This is a genomic window from Neorhizobium petrolearium (assembly GCF_029854435.1).
Lineage (GTDB): Bacteria > Pseudomonadota > Alphaproteobacteria > Rhizobiales > Rhizobiaceae > Neorhizobium > Neorhizobium petrolearium.
The window spans coordinates 3,701,586-3,717,299 of record NZ_CP123000.1; the positions used below are offsets into that span (position 1 = coordinate 3,701,586).

Sequence of the window (15,714 nt, forward strand, 5' to 3'; positions counted from 1 at the left end):
AGATCAGGCAGAGCCCATCCCCCAGGCTGCATCAGCAGAAATCTGATGGAGAAATGAGCACATGACCGAAAAACTCGTCATCATCGGCAATGGCATGGCCCCGGGGCGCATGCTGGAGCACCTCTTCGAACAGGCGCCCGGCCGCTTTGAGATCACGATCTTCAACGCCGAACCGCGCGTCAACTACGACCGCATCATGCTCTCACCGGTCCTTTCCGGCGAAAAGACCTATGAGCAGATCGTTATTCACGGCGACGGCTGGTACATCGATCATGGCATCACCCTCTACAAGGGTCACAAGATCGTCGCGATCGACCGTGAAAAGAAGACCGTAACGTCTGATCACGGCGTTACCGAAAGCTACGACAAGCTGGTGATCGCCACCGGTTCTGTACCGTTCATCATCCCGGTGCCGGGCAAGGACCTGCCAGGCGTCATCACCTATCGCGACCTCGATGACGTCAACGCCATGCTGCTCGCCGCCCAGTCGCGCGAGAAGGCAATCGTCATCGGCGGCGGCCTTCTAGGGCTCGAAGCCGCGGCCGGCCTTGCCCAGCGCGGCATGGATGTGACCGTATTGCATGTCATGCCGACGTTGATGGAACGTCAGCTCGACCCCGCCGCCGGCTATCTGCTGCAGAAGGCCGTCGAGGAGCGCGGCATCAAGGTCCTCTGCAAGGCCAACACCAAACAGATCATCGGCAACGGCAAGGTCGAAGGCGTTGAACTGGACGACGGCCGTGTCATCCCGGCAACTCTCGTCGTCATGGCCGTCGGCATCCGCCCGAATGTGACGCTCGCCAAGGAAGCCGGCCTTGCCGTCAACCGCGGCATTGTCGTCGACGCCGGCATGGGAACCTCGGATGGAGATATTCTGGCGCTTGGCGAATGCGCCGAGGTCGGAGGTCAGGTCTATGGCCTCGTCGCGCCGCTCTATGAAATGGCCCGCGTCGCAGCGGCTCATCTTGCGGGTGAGACGACGGCCGGCTTCGTCCATCAGGACACACCGACAAAGCTCAAGGTAACGGGCATCGACCTTTATTCGCTCGGTGACTTCGCCGATGGTGACGACCGGCAGGAAATCGTGCTTCGCGATGCGACCGCCGGCGTCTACAAGCGCCTCGTCATCAAGGACAACCGCATTATCGGTACCGTTCTCTATGGCGAGACATCCGACGGCGCCTGGTTCAACGATCTGAAGAAGAAGGCGACCGACATCTCCGAGATGCGCGACACGCTGATCTTCGGCCAGGCCTATCAGGGAGGATCCCCGCTGGACCCTATGGCGGCCGTTGCAGCCTTGCCGGATGATGCTGAAATCTGCGGCTGCAACGGCGTCTGCAAGGGCAAGATCACTGCGACGATCACTGCCAAGGGCCTGACCTCTCTGGACGACGTGCGCGCCCATACCAAGGCGTCGGCCTCCTGCGGCTCCTGCACCGGTCTCGTCGAACAGCTTATGGCACTCACTCTCGGCGACAAATACAATCCCGCAGCCGTGCAGCCCATGTGTCCCTGCACCGAGCTTGGCCATGACGATGTGCGCCGACTCATCAAGGCAAAGAAGCTGAAGACCATTCCGGCCGTCATGCAGGAACTGGAATGGAAGACGTCCTGCGGCTGCGCCAAGTGCCGTCCGGCACTCAACTACTACCTCGTCTGCGACTGGCCGGACGAATATGCCGACGACTACCAGTCGCGCTTCATCAACGAACGCGTCCACGCCAACATCCAGAAGGACGGCACCTATTCGGTCGTGCCGCGCATGTGGGGCGGCGTGACCAATTCGCAGGAATTGCGTGCGATCGCCGATGTGGTCGACAAATTCGCCATTCCGATGGTGAAGGTAACCGGCGGCCAGCGCATCGACCTGCTCGGCGTCGAGAAGGAAGACCTTCCCTCCGTCTGGGCCGATCTCGGCAAGGCCGGTTTCGTTTCCGGCCAGGCCTATGCCAAGGGGCTTCGCACCGTAAAGACCTGCGTCGGCTCCGACTGGTGCCGCTTCGGCACCCAGGATTCGACCGGACTGGGCATCCGCATCGAGAAGTTCATGTGGGGGTCCTGGACGCCGGCAAAGCTGAAGATGGCCGTTTCCGGCTGTCCCAGAAATTGCGCCGAGGCGACCTGCAAGGACATCGGCGTCATCTGCGTCGATTCCGGTTTCGAGATCCACTTCGCCGGCGCCGCCGGCCTCGACATCAAGGGCACGGAGGTGTTGGGCCTCGTCAGGACCGAGGACGAGGCGCTCGAGCATATCGTCGCGCTGACCCAGATGTATCGCGAGCAGGCCCGATATCTGGAGCGCATCTACAAGTGGGCCAAGCGCATCGGGCTCGACGAGATCCGCCGGCAGATCATGGAGGATCACGACAAGCGCAAGGCCTATTACGAACGTTTCGTGTTCTCCCAGAAGTTCGCGCAGGTCGATCCCTGGTCGGAACGTGTTTCCGGCAAGGACAAGCACGAGTTCAAGCCGATGGCGACCGTCGGTTATCCGCAGGCGGCCGAGTGATGGAGTTGGATATGAATTGGCACCCGATCGGCGATATTTCCGATATCCCGCTCAGAGGCGCGCGCTGTGTGAAGACGCCGCAGGGCAAGATCGCCGTCTTCCGCACCGCCGAGAACGAGGTCTTCGCAATCGAGGATCATTGCCCACATAAAGGCGGTCCTCTCAGCCAGGGCATCGTTCATCAGAAGGCGGTCACCTGCCCATTGCACAACTGGGTAATCTCGCTCGAAACCGGCAAGGCGCTCGGCGCCGACGATGGTGAAGTGCGGACCATCCCCGTCAGAAACGAAAACGGCAAACTCTTCATCAAACTCGAAAGCCTGATGATGGTGGCTGCGGAATGATGAACCTTCTGCAACAGCAGCGGAACGAAGCGTCTGCCCGCATGACGGCACTGGCGAAGCTTCCAGTCTTCTGGGCGCTCGAAGGCAAGCGGGCGATCGTCGCGGGAGGCTCCGATGCCGCCGCCTGGAAAGCCGAACTTCTGGCCGCCTGCGGTGCCGAGGTGCATGTCTACGCGGAAGAACTTTCAGGGACTTTCGAGAGGTTGGTGGAGCGAGATGCCGAGCATCCGCAGGGCCGATTTGTGCGGCACTTCGACGGATGGAACACTGAGGCGCTCGAGGGCGCCGCCCTGGCGGTCGCCGATTGCGACGAACAGGGTGAAGCCGAAGCCTTCTTCAATGCAGCCTGCACAGCCGGCGTGCCGGTCAACGTGATCGACAAGCCCACCTTCTGCCAATTCCAGTTCGGCTCGATCGTCAACCGCTCGCCGGTCGTCGTATCGATCTCGACGGATGGTGCCGCGCCGATCCTTGCTCAGGCGATCCGCCGGCGCATCGAAACGCTGCTGCCGGCCTCGCTCAAGAACTGGGCAGAGCTTGCGCAATCGCTGCGGGAGAGGGTCAATGAACGGTTGGCGCCTGGTCCGCAGCGCCGTGCATTTTGGGAACGCTTTGTCGATTGTGTCTTTGCAAGTTCGAATGCGCCGGAGGAGGGTGCCGGCGGGGTGCTTCTAAGCGATGCCGAAAGGCTCGCGGAAGCCCCCGCCACCGGCCGCGTCACGCTCGTCGGAGCCGGTCCTGGCGATGCCGAACTGCTGACGCTCAAGGCGGTGCGTGCACTACAGGCCGCCGACATCATCCTCTTCGACGATCTCGTCTCTGACGAAGTGCTGGAACTCGCCCGTCGTGAGGCGAAGCGCATGCTGGTCGGTAAACGCGGCGGTCGCGTGAGCTGCCGGCAGGAAGACATCAACGACATGATGGCGAAGTTCGCCAAGGCCGGCAAACGCGTGGTCCGCCTGAAGTCCGGCGACCCGATGATCTTCGGCCGGGCCGGCGAGGAGATTGCCTGCCTGGAACGCCAGGGCATTCCGGTCGATGTCGTGCCGGGCATCACCTCGGCGAGCGCCATGGCCTCGCGGCTCGGTGTTTCGCTTACCCATCGCGATCATGCACAAGGCGTCCGCTTCGTCACCGGCCATTCCCGCAAAGGTACGCTGCCCGACAATCTCGACTGGAACGGTCTCGCCGACCCGCGGACGACGACGATCTACTACATGGCCGGTCGCACCGCCGGCGAAATCGCCACGAAACTCGTTGAAGCCGGCATGACGCCTGCCATGCCGGCCGTGATCGTCAGTGCAGTATCCAGGCCAAACGAAAAGCGCTGGACCGGATCGCTTAGGGATATGACAGCGGCGATGACAGAGATCGGTGTCGACGAACCCGTGCTGATCGGCATCGGCGAGGTGTTCGGCAAGGCAATCCTCGTTGCCAACACCGATCCTTTGAGCGAACAACTTGCCGCCAGTGCCTGAGGGCGGAACGTCGATAAACAAAAAAGGGCGATGAAACCGCCCCTTCTCGGTTTATCGTGGCGCCGGCGCGGCCCCTTCCTTGTCCTTGTAGTAGGAAAGATAGCTGCTGCGCAGCCGCTCCGGTGCGCCTGGATCAGCGTATTTATGCAGTTCCGACATCTCCGTCTTGTTGAGGATGACGCCGACCGTCTTCGAGGCGATCTGCGGCTCGGATCGCAGCACGGACTGCACCGCTTTCGCGGGCGTCGCGCCCCATTCCGTCACGAAGACGAAGCCGTCGACATAGGGTTCGAAAGCCTTGGCATCGATCACCGGGATAAGCGGTGCGAGATCGACGACGATGACGTCGAACGTTTCCTTGATGCTTTCGAGGAACTGGCTCATGCCGGAGGACGCCAGGAGCTCGCTTGTATGGGCGAGATTGCGGCTCCGCATGGTCATCGGCAGGATCGTCAGCCGCGATCTGCGATCGACACGTGCAGCGCTCGTCCATGACGTCTTCTGGAGGATGACTTCCACAAGGCCGACCTCCGGCTCGCTGCCAAGCATGCGGCTGAGGCCGGGATTTCGCAGGTCGGCATCGATCACCAGCGTCCGCACGCCGGTCGAGGCGAGCAGGCCGGCGAAGTTTGCAGCAACCATGGATTTCCCCTCGCCGGGCAGGCAGGATACAACGCCGATCACCCGGCATTTCCGATCCTGCAGCATGATATCGCAGGCAAGCTTGGTATTGCGCAGCGTCTCGGCAAACTGCGAACGGGGCGCCTCCACGGCAATCCGCATCAGACGTCTGGATGAAATCGGGTTGCCGGCAGGTACACCAGCCGCCTCATTCTCCGTCGGTGGCGCAGGAGGGGCCGAAGACGTCGATTTGTCTTCCACCAGAGCATTGCTGACCCTCGGCAGATACCCGAGGAAACGTTGGCCCAGCTTGTCCTGCACGTCGTCGCCGGTGCGGAAGAACCGCTCGCGGAATTCAAGCAGCGTCGCCGCCGCACCGCCGATAAGCAGGCCGAGCACGATCGAAAGCGCCATCGTCAGCGTCTTGCGAGGGCTGGACGGCGCCGTCGGAATACCGGCATCTGAGATCACCCGCGCCTTGGCAATCGGGAAGGATTGCCGCTGGGTGGCTTCTTCGAAACGGCCTAGATAGGATTCGTAAAGTGACTTCAGCGCCGCCGCTTTCTGCTCCAGTTCATGCAACTGGACCATTGAGACATTGGCCTCCGAATTCCGCCCGGCGACGCGGTCGATGCTATCGCGCAGCGACTTTTCCCGGGAGCTTGCCACTTCGAACTCATTGCGGAAGCTTCCCATCAACTGCTGCAATTCGCGATAGATCTGTTGCGCGACATCGTTCTTTTCCGCTTTCAGCGCGACAGCCTGCGGGTGATCTGCCCCGAACTGCTGGATGACCCCCTGCTCTCGGTCGTTGATCGCGATATAACGCTTCCGCAAGTCCTGAATGACCGTATTGTCCGTATCGCGTGCTGAAACGACCGCGTTCTGGACAGCCGCATCCGGCCCCTTGTCGGTGATCGCCTTGTATTGTTCGTAGCGGGCCGAAGCGGCTGCGGCATCTGCCTGGGCCACGATCAACTGGCTGTTCAGATCGGAAAGCTGTTGCGTCGAAAGCAGTTCTCCGCGTGGCGAGACGAGATTGTGCTCGATTTTATATTGCTCGACGGCAAGCGCCGCCTGCTGCGAACGGCTGTTAAGATCGTTGAGCCGTTCCTGCAGCCACAGCGAGGCTCGTTCAGACGCATCGAAGTTGGCATTGAGCTGATCGGTCAGATAGGAATCGGCATAGGTTCTTGCGATCGATGCCGAAAGCTGCCGATCAGGGGACCTGACGGAAACCGCAATCACCGAGCTGCGTCCGACGCGTTCGACGGTCAGGGACTGCTGCAGGACAGCGGCGGCCTTCTCACGCCGGCCCATGCGGGCAAGCTCTTCCGAAAGCGGCGGATCGCCGGGGGTGACCAGGGCGACGATGCTGCGAACCGCTCCCTTGGCAAGAGCGACCGGCGATTGCGGCGGATTGACCAGTATTTCGTTCTGGTCGAACTTGCCCTTGTCGACGACCCGTAACGCCAATGCCTTGGATTTCAGGATCTCCACCGCACTCGACATGCGGTTGTCGATCTGCTGGGCGGTCTGGCTGTCTCGCTCGTCCTCGGCATAACGCGAGAGATTTTCGTCAATCAGGATTTGCGTCATCGCCGTGTAAGTCGGCTGCGCGGTGAGGAGGTAAAGCCCCGCAAGCGTGACGGTGGCGATGAGGCACACGACGATCACGCCCAGGCGGCGAAACGCCGCCGCCCAGAGCTTGTCGAGATCAATGAACGTGTCGCTGTCGCGCGTCTCGCCGGGAAATATCGTTCGTGGTCGAAAGTTTACCTGATCCATGGAGCTCGCTTTCCGGAGCGTTGGTGTGACGGGCGGCAGCCGCGCTGCCGTCCGCCGCGAATGATTTCAAGCTGCATCAAGCTGCCTGGACGCGTGTCTCGTGTGACATCATCAGTTCCTTGAGGGAGGCGTAAATCTCCGCTCCCATATCCGCACGCAACATGGCGAACGCGACATTCGCTTCGATGAAGCCACGCTTGCTGCCACAGTCGAAAGTGCGTCCCTGATAGGGGTGTGCATGGAACGGCTGGGCCTTCGCAAGCTTGTGCATGCTATCCGTAAGCTGGATCTCATTGCCGGCACCCCGTTCCTGACGCGCAAGCAATTCAAAGATTTCCGGTTGCAGAATATAGCGACCATTCAGGTAATAATTAGACGGCGCTTCGGACGGTTTGGGCTTCTCGACCATCTCGGTCACCTCGAAACCGTGCCTGACGGAGTGGCCGACACCGACGATGCCATAGCTGGACGTCTCCTCGGGTGAGCATTCTTCTACCGCAAAGACATTGCCGCCGACTTCCTCATAAAGCTCCATCAGCCCGGCCATGCAGCCTTGCGGACCGTAGGAGACCATGTCGGGCAGCAAGAGCGCGAATGGTTCGTTGCCCACCAGTTCCCGGGCACACCAGACCGCGTGACCGAGCCCGAGCGGGACCTGTTGACGCGTGTAGCTGACGGTGCCGGCGACCGGCAGCATCTTTTCAAGCTGGGTAACCTGGACCGTCTTGCCGGAGCGGGTCAGCGTGGCAATCAGTTCCGGCGCACTGTCGAAATAGTCCTCGATCGCCGTTTTGTTGCGGCTAGTCACGAAGATGATGTTCTCGATTCCCGCCTGCATGGCCTCATCGACGGCATACTGGACGACGGGACGATCGACGATCGTCAGCATCTCCTTCGGCATGGCCTTGGTGGCCGGCAGAAACCGAGTGCCGTTGCCTGCGACGGGAATCACCGCCTTTCGAACTGGTCTATTCATATCCATTCCTTCGTCCTTTCTCGAGGGCGCCCCCGCCCTATCCGATCGGATTTCAGTTGGCGCCAGCCGTTCCCCAACAGCCGGCGCATGCGGACAGCAATCGGCATGCGCAAATGTCTCAATGCACGCGGATTTCCGATCGCTGTTTTCAGGAAGCCCCTGACGGAGCCTTTCTTGATATCCTCGACCAGCGTGAGGAACGCACCCGCCTCGACGAGGCTGCGGGTGCGTCGGCGCTGGGCAGCCATAGCCTTCTCATCCAGCGTATAGCGGGAGAGGAAGGCCCGGTCGGACGCCAGCATCGCGTCGAGGTGGTGTTGTTCCAGGACCCGCGAAATCGAGCCCTGCCGAAGATGGTAGACATAGCCGACATCCGGCATGATTGCGCACTCGCCGCCGCTTGCAAGGGCGGAGGCGAGCAACAGATAGTCTTCCCCGATCCGCAGCGTCTCGTCGAAGAGTAGTCCGTGGCGTTCAAGGAAATCCCGCTCATAGACCGGCTTCATGTAGCCGAAGTTGAAGGTCGACCGGAAAATCACGTTCGAGCCGATGAAATCGGCAAGCGTCATGAGCGGCCGCCGCGTCAGTTCTTCCCTGGGAAACATCGTCTGCGGCTTTCCGCCCTCGATGGGGATGACATCGATATTGTCGACGACGATCTGAGCCTCGGCAGCCTCCGCCCTTTCGAGCATCATCAAAAGTCTTGCCGGATAGACAGTATCGTCGGCATCGAGGATGGCGATCCAGCGGCCGCGGGCGACAAGAAGGCCGGCATTGCGGGCAACAGCCGGTCCGCCATTCCTCTCCTGAACGATCAGCCGCACCCGATCATCCGCAAGCGCACGCACCCGCTCGCGCGTGCCGTCCGTCGAGCAGTCGTCGATGACGATGACCTCCATGGTCACCCCGATCTGAGCCAGCGCACTCGCAATCGCACGCTCGATCGTATCTTCCGCATTGTAGGCGGCAATCACGAAGCTCACGTCGGGTTGGTGTACGAACGTGCTCATGCTGCTTCAGCGGCTCCATATTGGCGAATCTCGCGCATGCCGAGCGTGCCGGAAACGGCGCCGGCGTGCAGAGCCGCACGAAGGGCATAACGGTTGCGGATGACCGGGGAAAAGGCCGTGGCTGCGGCCATCGCCGCGCAAAAGGCAAACTTCGAACCGGCAAGCCCCATCTGTTTGACCCGATTCAAACCAGCATGCTTGGAGGCAAGAATGCGCCCATGCGTCTGGCCCGAGCGGAAGCGTCGCTTTGCAAGCCAGGAAAAGCTCGCCCGTTTTTCCGGAACGATTTCCTCGACAATCGCCTCCTGGGCAAATTCAATGCGCCCACCGGCATCGGTGAGCGCTGTGAAGAAATGCGTGTCCTCGCCGCCGCTCTGGCCGAGCGACAAGGCAAACTTGCGACCCGCAACCACGGGCGAACGCATGTCGAGCAATACGTTGCAGGTGTAGCCGGTCCTGATCCTGCCACCGACCCAGACGGGCATGGTGGAATGGAAATCCCCCTTGCGCATCCATGAGGTGCTCCGTGCTCCGTAGACCGCCCGGACGGGGCCGAGTATCGCGTCTGCGCCGGTAAGCATCACCGCTGCAAATAGCTCGGCGAGCCATCGGGGCGTAGCCGTCTCGTCGTCATCGATGAAGGCAAGATAATCCGCATTGCATTCGGTCAGGCAGGCGTTGCGGGCAATCGAGATATTCGATTTCGGGCAATGGACATAGCTGATCGGAAAGGGCGACCGGTTGCGCAGGCCGTCTACCAGAGTGCGCGCGCTCGGAATTGCATCGTTGTCGGCAACGATCAGGCGCAGTTCGACACCCGCCGGAACGCTCAGCGAAAACAATGACATGAGCGTCGCCTGCAGTTCCAGTCGGCGATAGGTGCAGACGCCGATATCGATGCGAACCGGCTTTTCTCCTGCCGTCATCAAGCGGCCCTCCCTGGACGAATGCCGATCAGTTCCAGCCAGAAGCCAGCCGACCAGGCGAAATGCATGATCATCGCCGAGAGCGAGGCGAGCGGGCCGTAGGGGTTTTTCTGCCCCACGGCCATCCAGAAGCCGTAGCCGAGGCAGGCCGCAGCCCAGATCGCCAGCGGCACCGCGGCCCACCAATGAAGCAAGGCGAGGAACGCGCCGACGACAACAGGAGCGACCGCGAGCGGGATCGCCTGACGTAGCCTCGGGATCGAGCGATGCTTGATGAGGTTTTTCGCGCGGCCGCGGCCATAGGCGAGATATTGCCGGAAGAGAGCCGGGGCACTCGCCCGCGGATAATAGGTCATGAAGGTCTTGCCGGTCATCCAGATGCGGAAGCCCGCGGCGCGCAGTCTGAAATCCAGCTCCGCATCCTCGTTGTGGCTGAAATTCTCGTCGTATCCGCCGACAGCGCGAAAGGCCTCGATCCGCATGAGCGCATGATGACCGTGATCCACCCAGTCGCCGCCGCCACCGGCCCGATGCTTGGAGCCGCCATTGCCGAGTTTGGAATTCTGCGCCACGGCCGTCGCCTTCTGGAACAGGCCGAAGCCGACCGTCTCCATGCCGACCACGACGGAATCGGCTTGCATATCGAGCGCTTCCTCCAGCAAGGTCCGGCAATACCCGTCTGGATAGTCACCATGCGCATCGATACGGATGAGATAGTCGCGATCCTGCCCGAAACGGTCCACGGCAAGATTGATCGCGGCGCTCTGGATGCGCTTCGGGTTTTCCAGAAGCAGAAGTCGGGGTATCTCAGGCAGAAGCTTTTGCACGATATCCCGCGTGCCATCATGGCTGCCGCCGTCCGCCACAACAAGCAACATGTCCATCTCGCCGCGCTGTCCGTTCAGCTTGCGCAAGAGCGGCTCGATCGTTGCCGCCTCGTTCAGGCAAGGGATCACGAGGAGCGTCCGGACGCTGGAAATCTGGGCATTACAGTGAGAACGCGAAACCATACTCAACCTCACGACTGCACGGTTGACACGACCGGCATGTCTGCCGGCGACGAGAGGTTGGGATGTAGGGCGGCGAGTCTGGAGACAAGGGCCTGGCATTCCGCCTGACCCGTGATCCATTGATTCCGTTCAATAATTGAAATTCTAGAAGCGAGATCGGCGTAGCGTGCCTCGGTCATGCCCTCGAACAGAGCCTCAAGCGTTTCCGGCATCGCGTTGTCGAGCGTCACGCCAATGTCACGTTTCTCGACAAACCGGCCGGTCTCGGTCCCCGAAAGCGCGATCGGCACTGCGCCGTGGAGCCCTCCTTCATAAAGGCGGTTCGGCAGTAGCCAGCTCGAATTGAGCCCTTCCTCGAAGAAATCGATCGCCCATGTGAAATGGACATCGCCATAGATCGCCGCGAGATCCTCCGGATTGCGGTAGGCGCCGTGGAATTCCACATGCGGGGCAGCACTGACCTTCGCATCGAAATCGTCGAACTCGCTATATGCCGGGCGACCGCGCAGGACGATCTGGACCCTGCCGTCCATCCGCGCCGCGAAATCGATCAGGCTGTCCAGTGATTTTCGGCACCGGATCGCTCCGAACCAGCCAATCCGCCAAGGCGCCCCCTGTCTTGGTGGTCTCGGCGCGACTGAGGCGGGCATAAGTTCCGGCTTCAGGGCCAGAACCTTGTTCTCCAGAAGCAGGACCGGCAGATCGAGACCTGACCGCGGCTTGAAGAAATTCTCGACGAAAGCCGGCGAACTGGTGATCAACAGGCTGGCGCGATTGCCGAAGAAGCGTTGAGCCTGCCGCATCAGGCGGCCTTTTATCCCCTCATCGAGGAGAAGCCGGTGAATATCGAGGCATTCGTAGACGACCGGAACATTGCGATCGAAAAGCGAGGCAGCGTGGCCGGCAAGCGCAAGGGTTTCCAGGTTGCGGGCGATGATAACGTCGGGCCGGGTGATTCCCGAGAGCTTTCGCTTCAGCACCATGCGCGCGGCCACCACGGCGCCGATACGTTGTGCGAAGCGGGCATCCGCTGTTCTTCCGAGCACAATCGTCGGCACATCCCGCTCGTCGGACAGCACGTTCGCGCCGCGCTCGAAACCGGCAACAGTGACGCTTGCACCGCCCGCTTTCAAGGTCAGCACCCGCCGCCGGATCGCCGCATCCGCGAGATCATGCGCGAGATAAAGAACGTTCAATGTCAAATCGTCCAACTCCTTTTTCGAGCCTTCCGGCTCTCAGGGACCGCATCGGGCAACGAGCCGCAGACCGCCTCAATCGAGCGTGCAGAGCACGGATTCTGGAAAGCGGCAGTCTTCGCCCATCGCCGTGAACGCGACACGGTCAATGGTCATCGTCGTGGGTTGAGTGTAGGAAAACGCACCCATCCATTGTTTGAGTGTATCGGTGCCCCAGAGGCTCAGGAATATCTTCTGGGCGTTCGAAGGTATCGTCGCCTTGTCCGTCACCTCCTGAACAAGCTTGCCGTTCACGAAGTAACGGAGGCGGTTCTCCTCCCAGATGAAGGCGTAATCGTTGAAGCCCTGGTCCGCGCCGCCGGCGACCGGCACAAGCTTCTCATTGCCGCCCTTGCCGTTGATGTACTGGTTCACCTGAACTTGGCCGGTGTTCTTGCCGAGGACCTCAAAGTCGATCTCATCGTGCGGCTTCTTGTCGGTTGGTCCGATATAGCTGAAGAAGGCAGAGTTCAGCCCGGAACCGGTCGCAGCCTTCATCCGCACCTCATATGTACCGTAGCCGAAGCGCGCCTTGGTCTGGATCTCGCCACAGACATAGTTGCGGTTGCTGGTCTTCCGCTCGGCAAATTCCAACTGCAGTAGGCCATTTTCAACGCGCACCTGGTTCTTCGACCAAGTGCAGTTCTGGTGCTTGCCGTTATTCCAGCCGTCGGAGACGTACCAGAACGAACGGTCGAGGCTGTCGAAGTTCTCGACAAAGGATTTGCCGGTCGCACCCTGTTGAGCTTGGGCCATGGGTGCAAGAAGGCTCGCCACCGCGGCTGCGGTAGCGATCTGGCAGGCTCGCCGAAGATGTCTGGCTTTCGCCATCATGTTTCACCTCTGCTGTTGCGTCATTGCCGGTTCGCCGGAGCGAGTGGTGCCGGCCGACGAATAGGATTTCGCCGCGGCGGAAAGCTTCGCCTTTCGCCCGCGGCTGCCAGTCAGGATTTCATAGAAGCCCGGCATCGCGCGGGAGACGAAGAGATTGGATGTCGTGAGGATGACGAAGCTGGCGATGACCGAGCTGGCATAGAAAAGCGGATACTGCTCATCTCCAGCCATCCGGTTCCAGACCATCCACAGCAGGACCAGTAAGGGATAATGGGCGCAGAAAACCCAGAAGCTCAAGCTGCCGGTGCCGGCGAGACGCCGGCCGATCCACGACCGGATGGCCAAGGCCGACATAAGCCAGAATCCCCCCGCGCCAACGATCGACAGCGTGTTGCGCGCAAGATCAAGCGCCCATGGGAAATCCGGGCCGGTGCGAAAAAGACCAATCGACAGCAAGATGGCGACTGCGAGCATTGCTGCGGTCCCAACAATCGAGAATCGATCGAGCGCCTTCAGGTCCAGCCGGTTGAGCGCCAGGAAAATGCCGAACGTGAAGCTGAAGAGAATCGACTTTTTGAGAACAATACCAAGCGTCAGTTCCGGCAAGATCGCCAGGACGAAGAGGATCACAAGCGTCGGTGCCGCATAGCGGCGCACCAGAAAGGCAAGGATCGGCGAAAGAATGATGCAGACGATCAGGTCACGCAGGAAATAGAGCGGAACATTGACCGGCAGCCCTTCGGTTGCCAGCGCATAACTCAGGAACTCTCGTGTCGAGGCGTTCCAAAGGTCGGGGAAATAACCCACGCCAATATCGAAGTGCTGAAGGAGGAAAACGGTGGCGAGCAGGCTGCAATTCCAAAGCAGGAAAGGAAGAAGGACGGTTTTCGCTTTCGAACGAAGCGTCCTGGCATAGTCGAAAGCGTCCAGGCCGCGCTGGAACAGCAGATAACCGGAAATGGCGCTGAGGCACGGAACGCCAATGCGAAACAGGCTGTCACCCAAAAAGACGCGCAGCCAGTCGAAGAAGCCATTCAATCCGAGGAAGGCGCTCGTCGGAGGATCATAAGGCACATGCACGAAGACAATGCCTGAGATCAGCAGGATACGCATCAAATTGATACGGGAGGATATGTTCTGATCAACAGTCAACGAGTCACCCCTTTTGAGCAGTGCCTCCCCTCACCGCCGTTTCAATCAGAGCAGACTTGGGCCCGCGGTTATCAAAATGATCACGCCGAGTTTGGCGCAAAATGTGGCGGCGCAGCAAAAAATTGATGGATGACAGAGTAATCGATGCGTGGGCAGCCAAGCGCCCGCCCCATCAACTCGCCCGCACGAATTTATGATTCACAGGGAGTTCGATGTGATTCCAACCCAAAATGCTGCATCGCAGCACGCGCGAAAAATTTTTCCTCCCGACCCCGAAACAATCTATCGGAGTCCGTATTCTATTACCGCTCCCGTTTCAGACTTCGCTAAAATATGGCGAGATTAAGGCAAATCTGCGACACAATCAGGCAGGCGAGGCGTCTGACCGGCTCGCGCATCCCGCGACGTCGAATAAGCTGGAAAATTTCTCAGAAGCGCCCGCTCCGCAAGGAGGAAACCCGTCCCGCGGCAGTGCAGCCAGCACTTCCATATCGAAGATTTGTTAACCCGTCCGCCCAAAACAGGCAGGAAAACGCGCATGCCGAGCGTCATCACAAAGGCGGTGATCCGTCGATAGACTGCTGGCTAGGTGGCCTCTCCGGCCACCCGATCCGACATCTTCCGGTGTCAGCGGTCTTGCCAGAATGGACATGGTGACAAATTTCAGCCCGAATGTAGCGGTCTTAGATAGTGCGCTCCAGCCGGCACTTGCGTGATGGTCTTAGTGTCGTGGCCTGGAGCCACAGGTCGAATCCCGTTGCTGGAGGTCAGTCGAATACGGCAGCGAGCTGCCGCCTAAACCCGGAGCCCGGCGAAAGTCGGTGGCTTGCAATTCTTCAAGGAAGCAGGGCTAAAACATGGCGACGTTCACGGTTGTTATCCCATTTTACCAAAGAGAGGCCGGCATTCTTGGCCGCGCATTGAAATCGATCTTCGATCAAACCTATCAGGATTTCGATATAGTCATCGTCGATGATGAGTCCCCCCTTCCCGCCGACACCGAGCTTCAAGGCATTGATGAAACCTGGAAATCGCGCATCCGGGTGATCAGCCAGAAAAATGGCGGACCAGGAGCTGCACGCAACACCGGCCTCGATAACGTACCGGCGGAAACTCGTTTCGTCGCCCTTCTCGATTCGGACGACATCTGGCTGCCGGATCATCTGAAGAACGCGTTTGACTGCATGACACGGTTCGATGCCGAGTGCTACTGGGCCTCCATGCAGGCGAGCGACGAGTTCTACTATCATTTCGGCATGGCCGAGCTCGAAAAGGCGGAGGGCGGCACGCGGCTGTCCGAAGATCCCCTCGTCATCGAGATGTCGAATCTGGCAAGCGTGATGCTGAAGAACTGGAGCTTCCTGCATCTATCCTGCATGGTGATCGCGCGGCCGGTTTTCGAAACGATCCGCTTCGAACCCTCGCTGCGATTGGCTGCAGAAGATGTGCTGTTCTTCTGCGACTGCATTCTCAAATCGAAACGAACCCTGCTCTGCGACGAGGCGGGGGCGGGCCGCGGCATGGGCCTCAACATCTTCCACAGCATCGACAACCGCTCGCCGCAGTTCCTGCGCCAGCAGTTCAACACCTGGGTCGCGCTTGACACGCTGGAACAGCGTTTCCGCTCCCGCCCTGGCGACGTAGCGTCGATCGCATCCTACAAAAACACCGCCCGCCGCCAGGCGCTCTGGAGCCAGGCCGGACGGGTGAAACGACGTCAGGCTCCGGATTTCGGCCTGCTCGCCCGCTGGGTGCTGCGTGATCCGGGCTTGCTTCGAGCAGCCTTCGAACTCGGCGCCGGAAAATTCGGTGGCAGCGCTCGCTGAAA

General features: G+C 60.3%; 12 protein-coding genes. 4 read left to right on the forward strand and 8 right to left on the reverse strand.

Annotated elements, in window-relative coordinates:
• Nucleotides 1–61 precede the first annotated feature (61 nt).
• Genes nirB through cysG form a run of 3 tightly spaced genes read left to right on the forward strand, consistent with a single transcriptional unit; the run spans nucleotide 62 to nucleotide 4,334 of the window.
• On the forward strand, nucleotides 62–2,512 hold the full coding sequence (gene nirB, locus QEO92_RS18210) for a nitrite reductase large subunit NirB (protein ID WP_227703957.1): 2,451 nt from the start codon (nucleotides 62–64) through the stop codon (nucleotides 2,510–2,512).
• Between the two features lie 11 nt (nucleotides 2,513–2,523).
• Complete coding sequence (gene nirD, locus QEO92_RS18215; protein WP_227703958.1) at nucleotides 2,524–2,856, forward strand: nitrite reductase small subunit NirD; 333 nt, start codon at nucleotides 2,524–2,526, stop codon at nucleotides 2,854–2,856.
• Nucleotides 2,856–4,334, forward strand: a complete 1,479-nt coding sequence (gene cysG / locus QEO92_RS18220) for a siroheme synthase CysG (protein WP_227705209.1) — start codon at nucleotides 2,856–2,858, stop codon at nucleotides 4,332–4,334. Before nirD ends, cysG begins: the two co-directional genes overlap by 1 nt.
• A 51-nt stretch (nucleotides 4,335–4,385) precedes the next feature.
• On the opposite strand, the gene QEO92_RS18225 is transcribed toward cysG, so the two are convergent.
• From QEO92_RS18225 to QEO92_RS18260, 8 genes are all read right to left on the reverse strand, one after another.
• The gene (locus QEO92_RS18225) at nucleotides 4,386–6,743 is read right to left on the reverse strand and encodes a polysaccharide biosynthesis tyrosine autokinase (RefSeq protein ID WP_227703959.1); all 2,358 of its coding nucleotides are present in this window, start codon (nucleotides 6,741–6,743) and stop codon (nucleotides 4,386–4,388) included.
• Between the two features lie 76 nt (nucleotides 6,744–6,819).
• Nucleotides 6,820–7,725, reverse strand: coding sequence for a UTP--glucose-1-phosphate uridylyltransferase (locus QEO92_RS18230; protein WP_227703960.1), 906 nt, complete (start codon nucleotides 7,723–7,725; stop codon nucleotides 6,820–6,822).
• Nucleotides 7,716–8,729, reverse strand: a complete 1,014-nt coding sequence (locus tag QEO92_RS18235) for a glycosyltransferase family 2 protein (RefSeq protein WP_280107458.1) — start codon at nucleotides 8,727–8,729, stop codon at nucleotides 7,716–7,718. Before QEO92_RS18235 ends, QEO92_RS18230 begins: the two co-directional genes overlap by 10 nt.
• Nucleotides 8,726–9,655, reverse strand: coding sequence for a glycosyltransferase family 2 protein (locus QEO92_RS18240; protein ID WP_227703961.1), 930 nt, complete (start codon nucleotides 9,653–9,655; stop codon nucleotides 8,726–8,728). Before QEO92_RS18240 ends, QEO92_RS18235 begins: the two co-directional genes overlap by 4 nt.
• The gene (locus QEO92_RS18245) at nucleotides 9,655–10,665 is read right to left on the reverse strand and encodes a glycosyltransferase family 2 protein (protein ID WP_227703962.1); all 1,011 of its coding nucleotides are present in this window, start codon (nucleotides 10,663–10,665) and stop codon (nucleotides 9,655–9,657) included. Before QEO92_RS18245 ends, QEO92_RS18240 begins: the two co-directional genes overlap by 1 nt.
• 8 nt (nucleotides 10,666–10,673) lie before the next feature.
• On the reverse strand, nucleotides 10,674–11,867 hold the full coding sequence (locus tag QEO92_RS18250; RefSeq protein WP_227703963.1) for a glycosyltransferase: 1,194 nt from the start codon (nucleotides 11,865–11,867) through the stop codon (nucleotides 10,674–10,676).
• Between the two features lie 69 nt (nucleotides 11,868–11,936).
• Entirely contained in the window at nucleotides 11,937–12,734 is a 798-nt protein-coding gene (gene exoK, locus QEO92_RS18255) for an endo-1,3-1,4-beta-glycanase ExoK (protein WP_227703964.1), read from the reverse strand.
• A 3-nt stretch (nucleotides 12,735–12,737) separates the two neighbouring features.
• A complete protein-coding gene (locus tag QEO92_RS18260) occupies nucleotides 12,738–13,886 on the reverse strand; it encodes an acyltransferase family protein (protein WP_227703965.1) in 1,149 nt (382 codons plus the stop codon).
• 857 nt (nucleotides 13,887–14,743) lie between these two features.
• On the opposite strand from QEO92_RS18260, the gene QEO92_RS18265 reads away from it, so the two are divergent.
• Nucleotides 14,744–15,712 carry a glycosyltransferase family 2 protein gene (locus QEO92_RS18265; protein WP_227703966.1) on the forward strand — a complete coding sequence of 323 codons (969 nt, stop codon included), beginning with the start codon at nucleotides 14,744–14,746 and terminating at the stop codon, nucleotides 15,710–15,712.
• Nucleotides 15,713–15,714 lie beyond the last annotated feature (2 nt).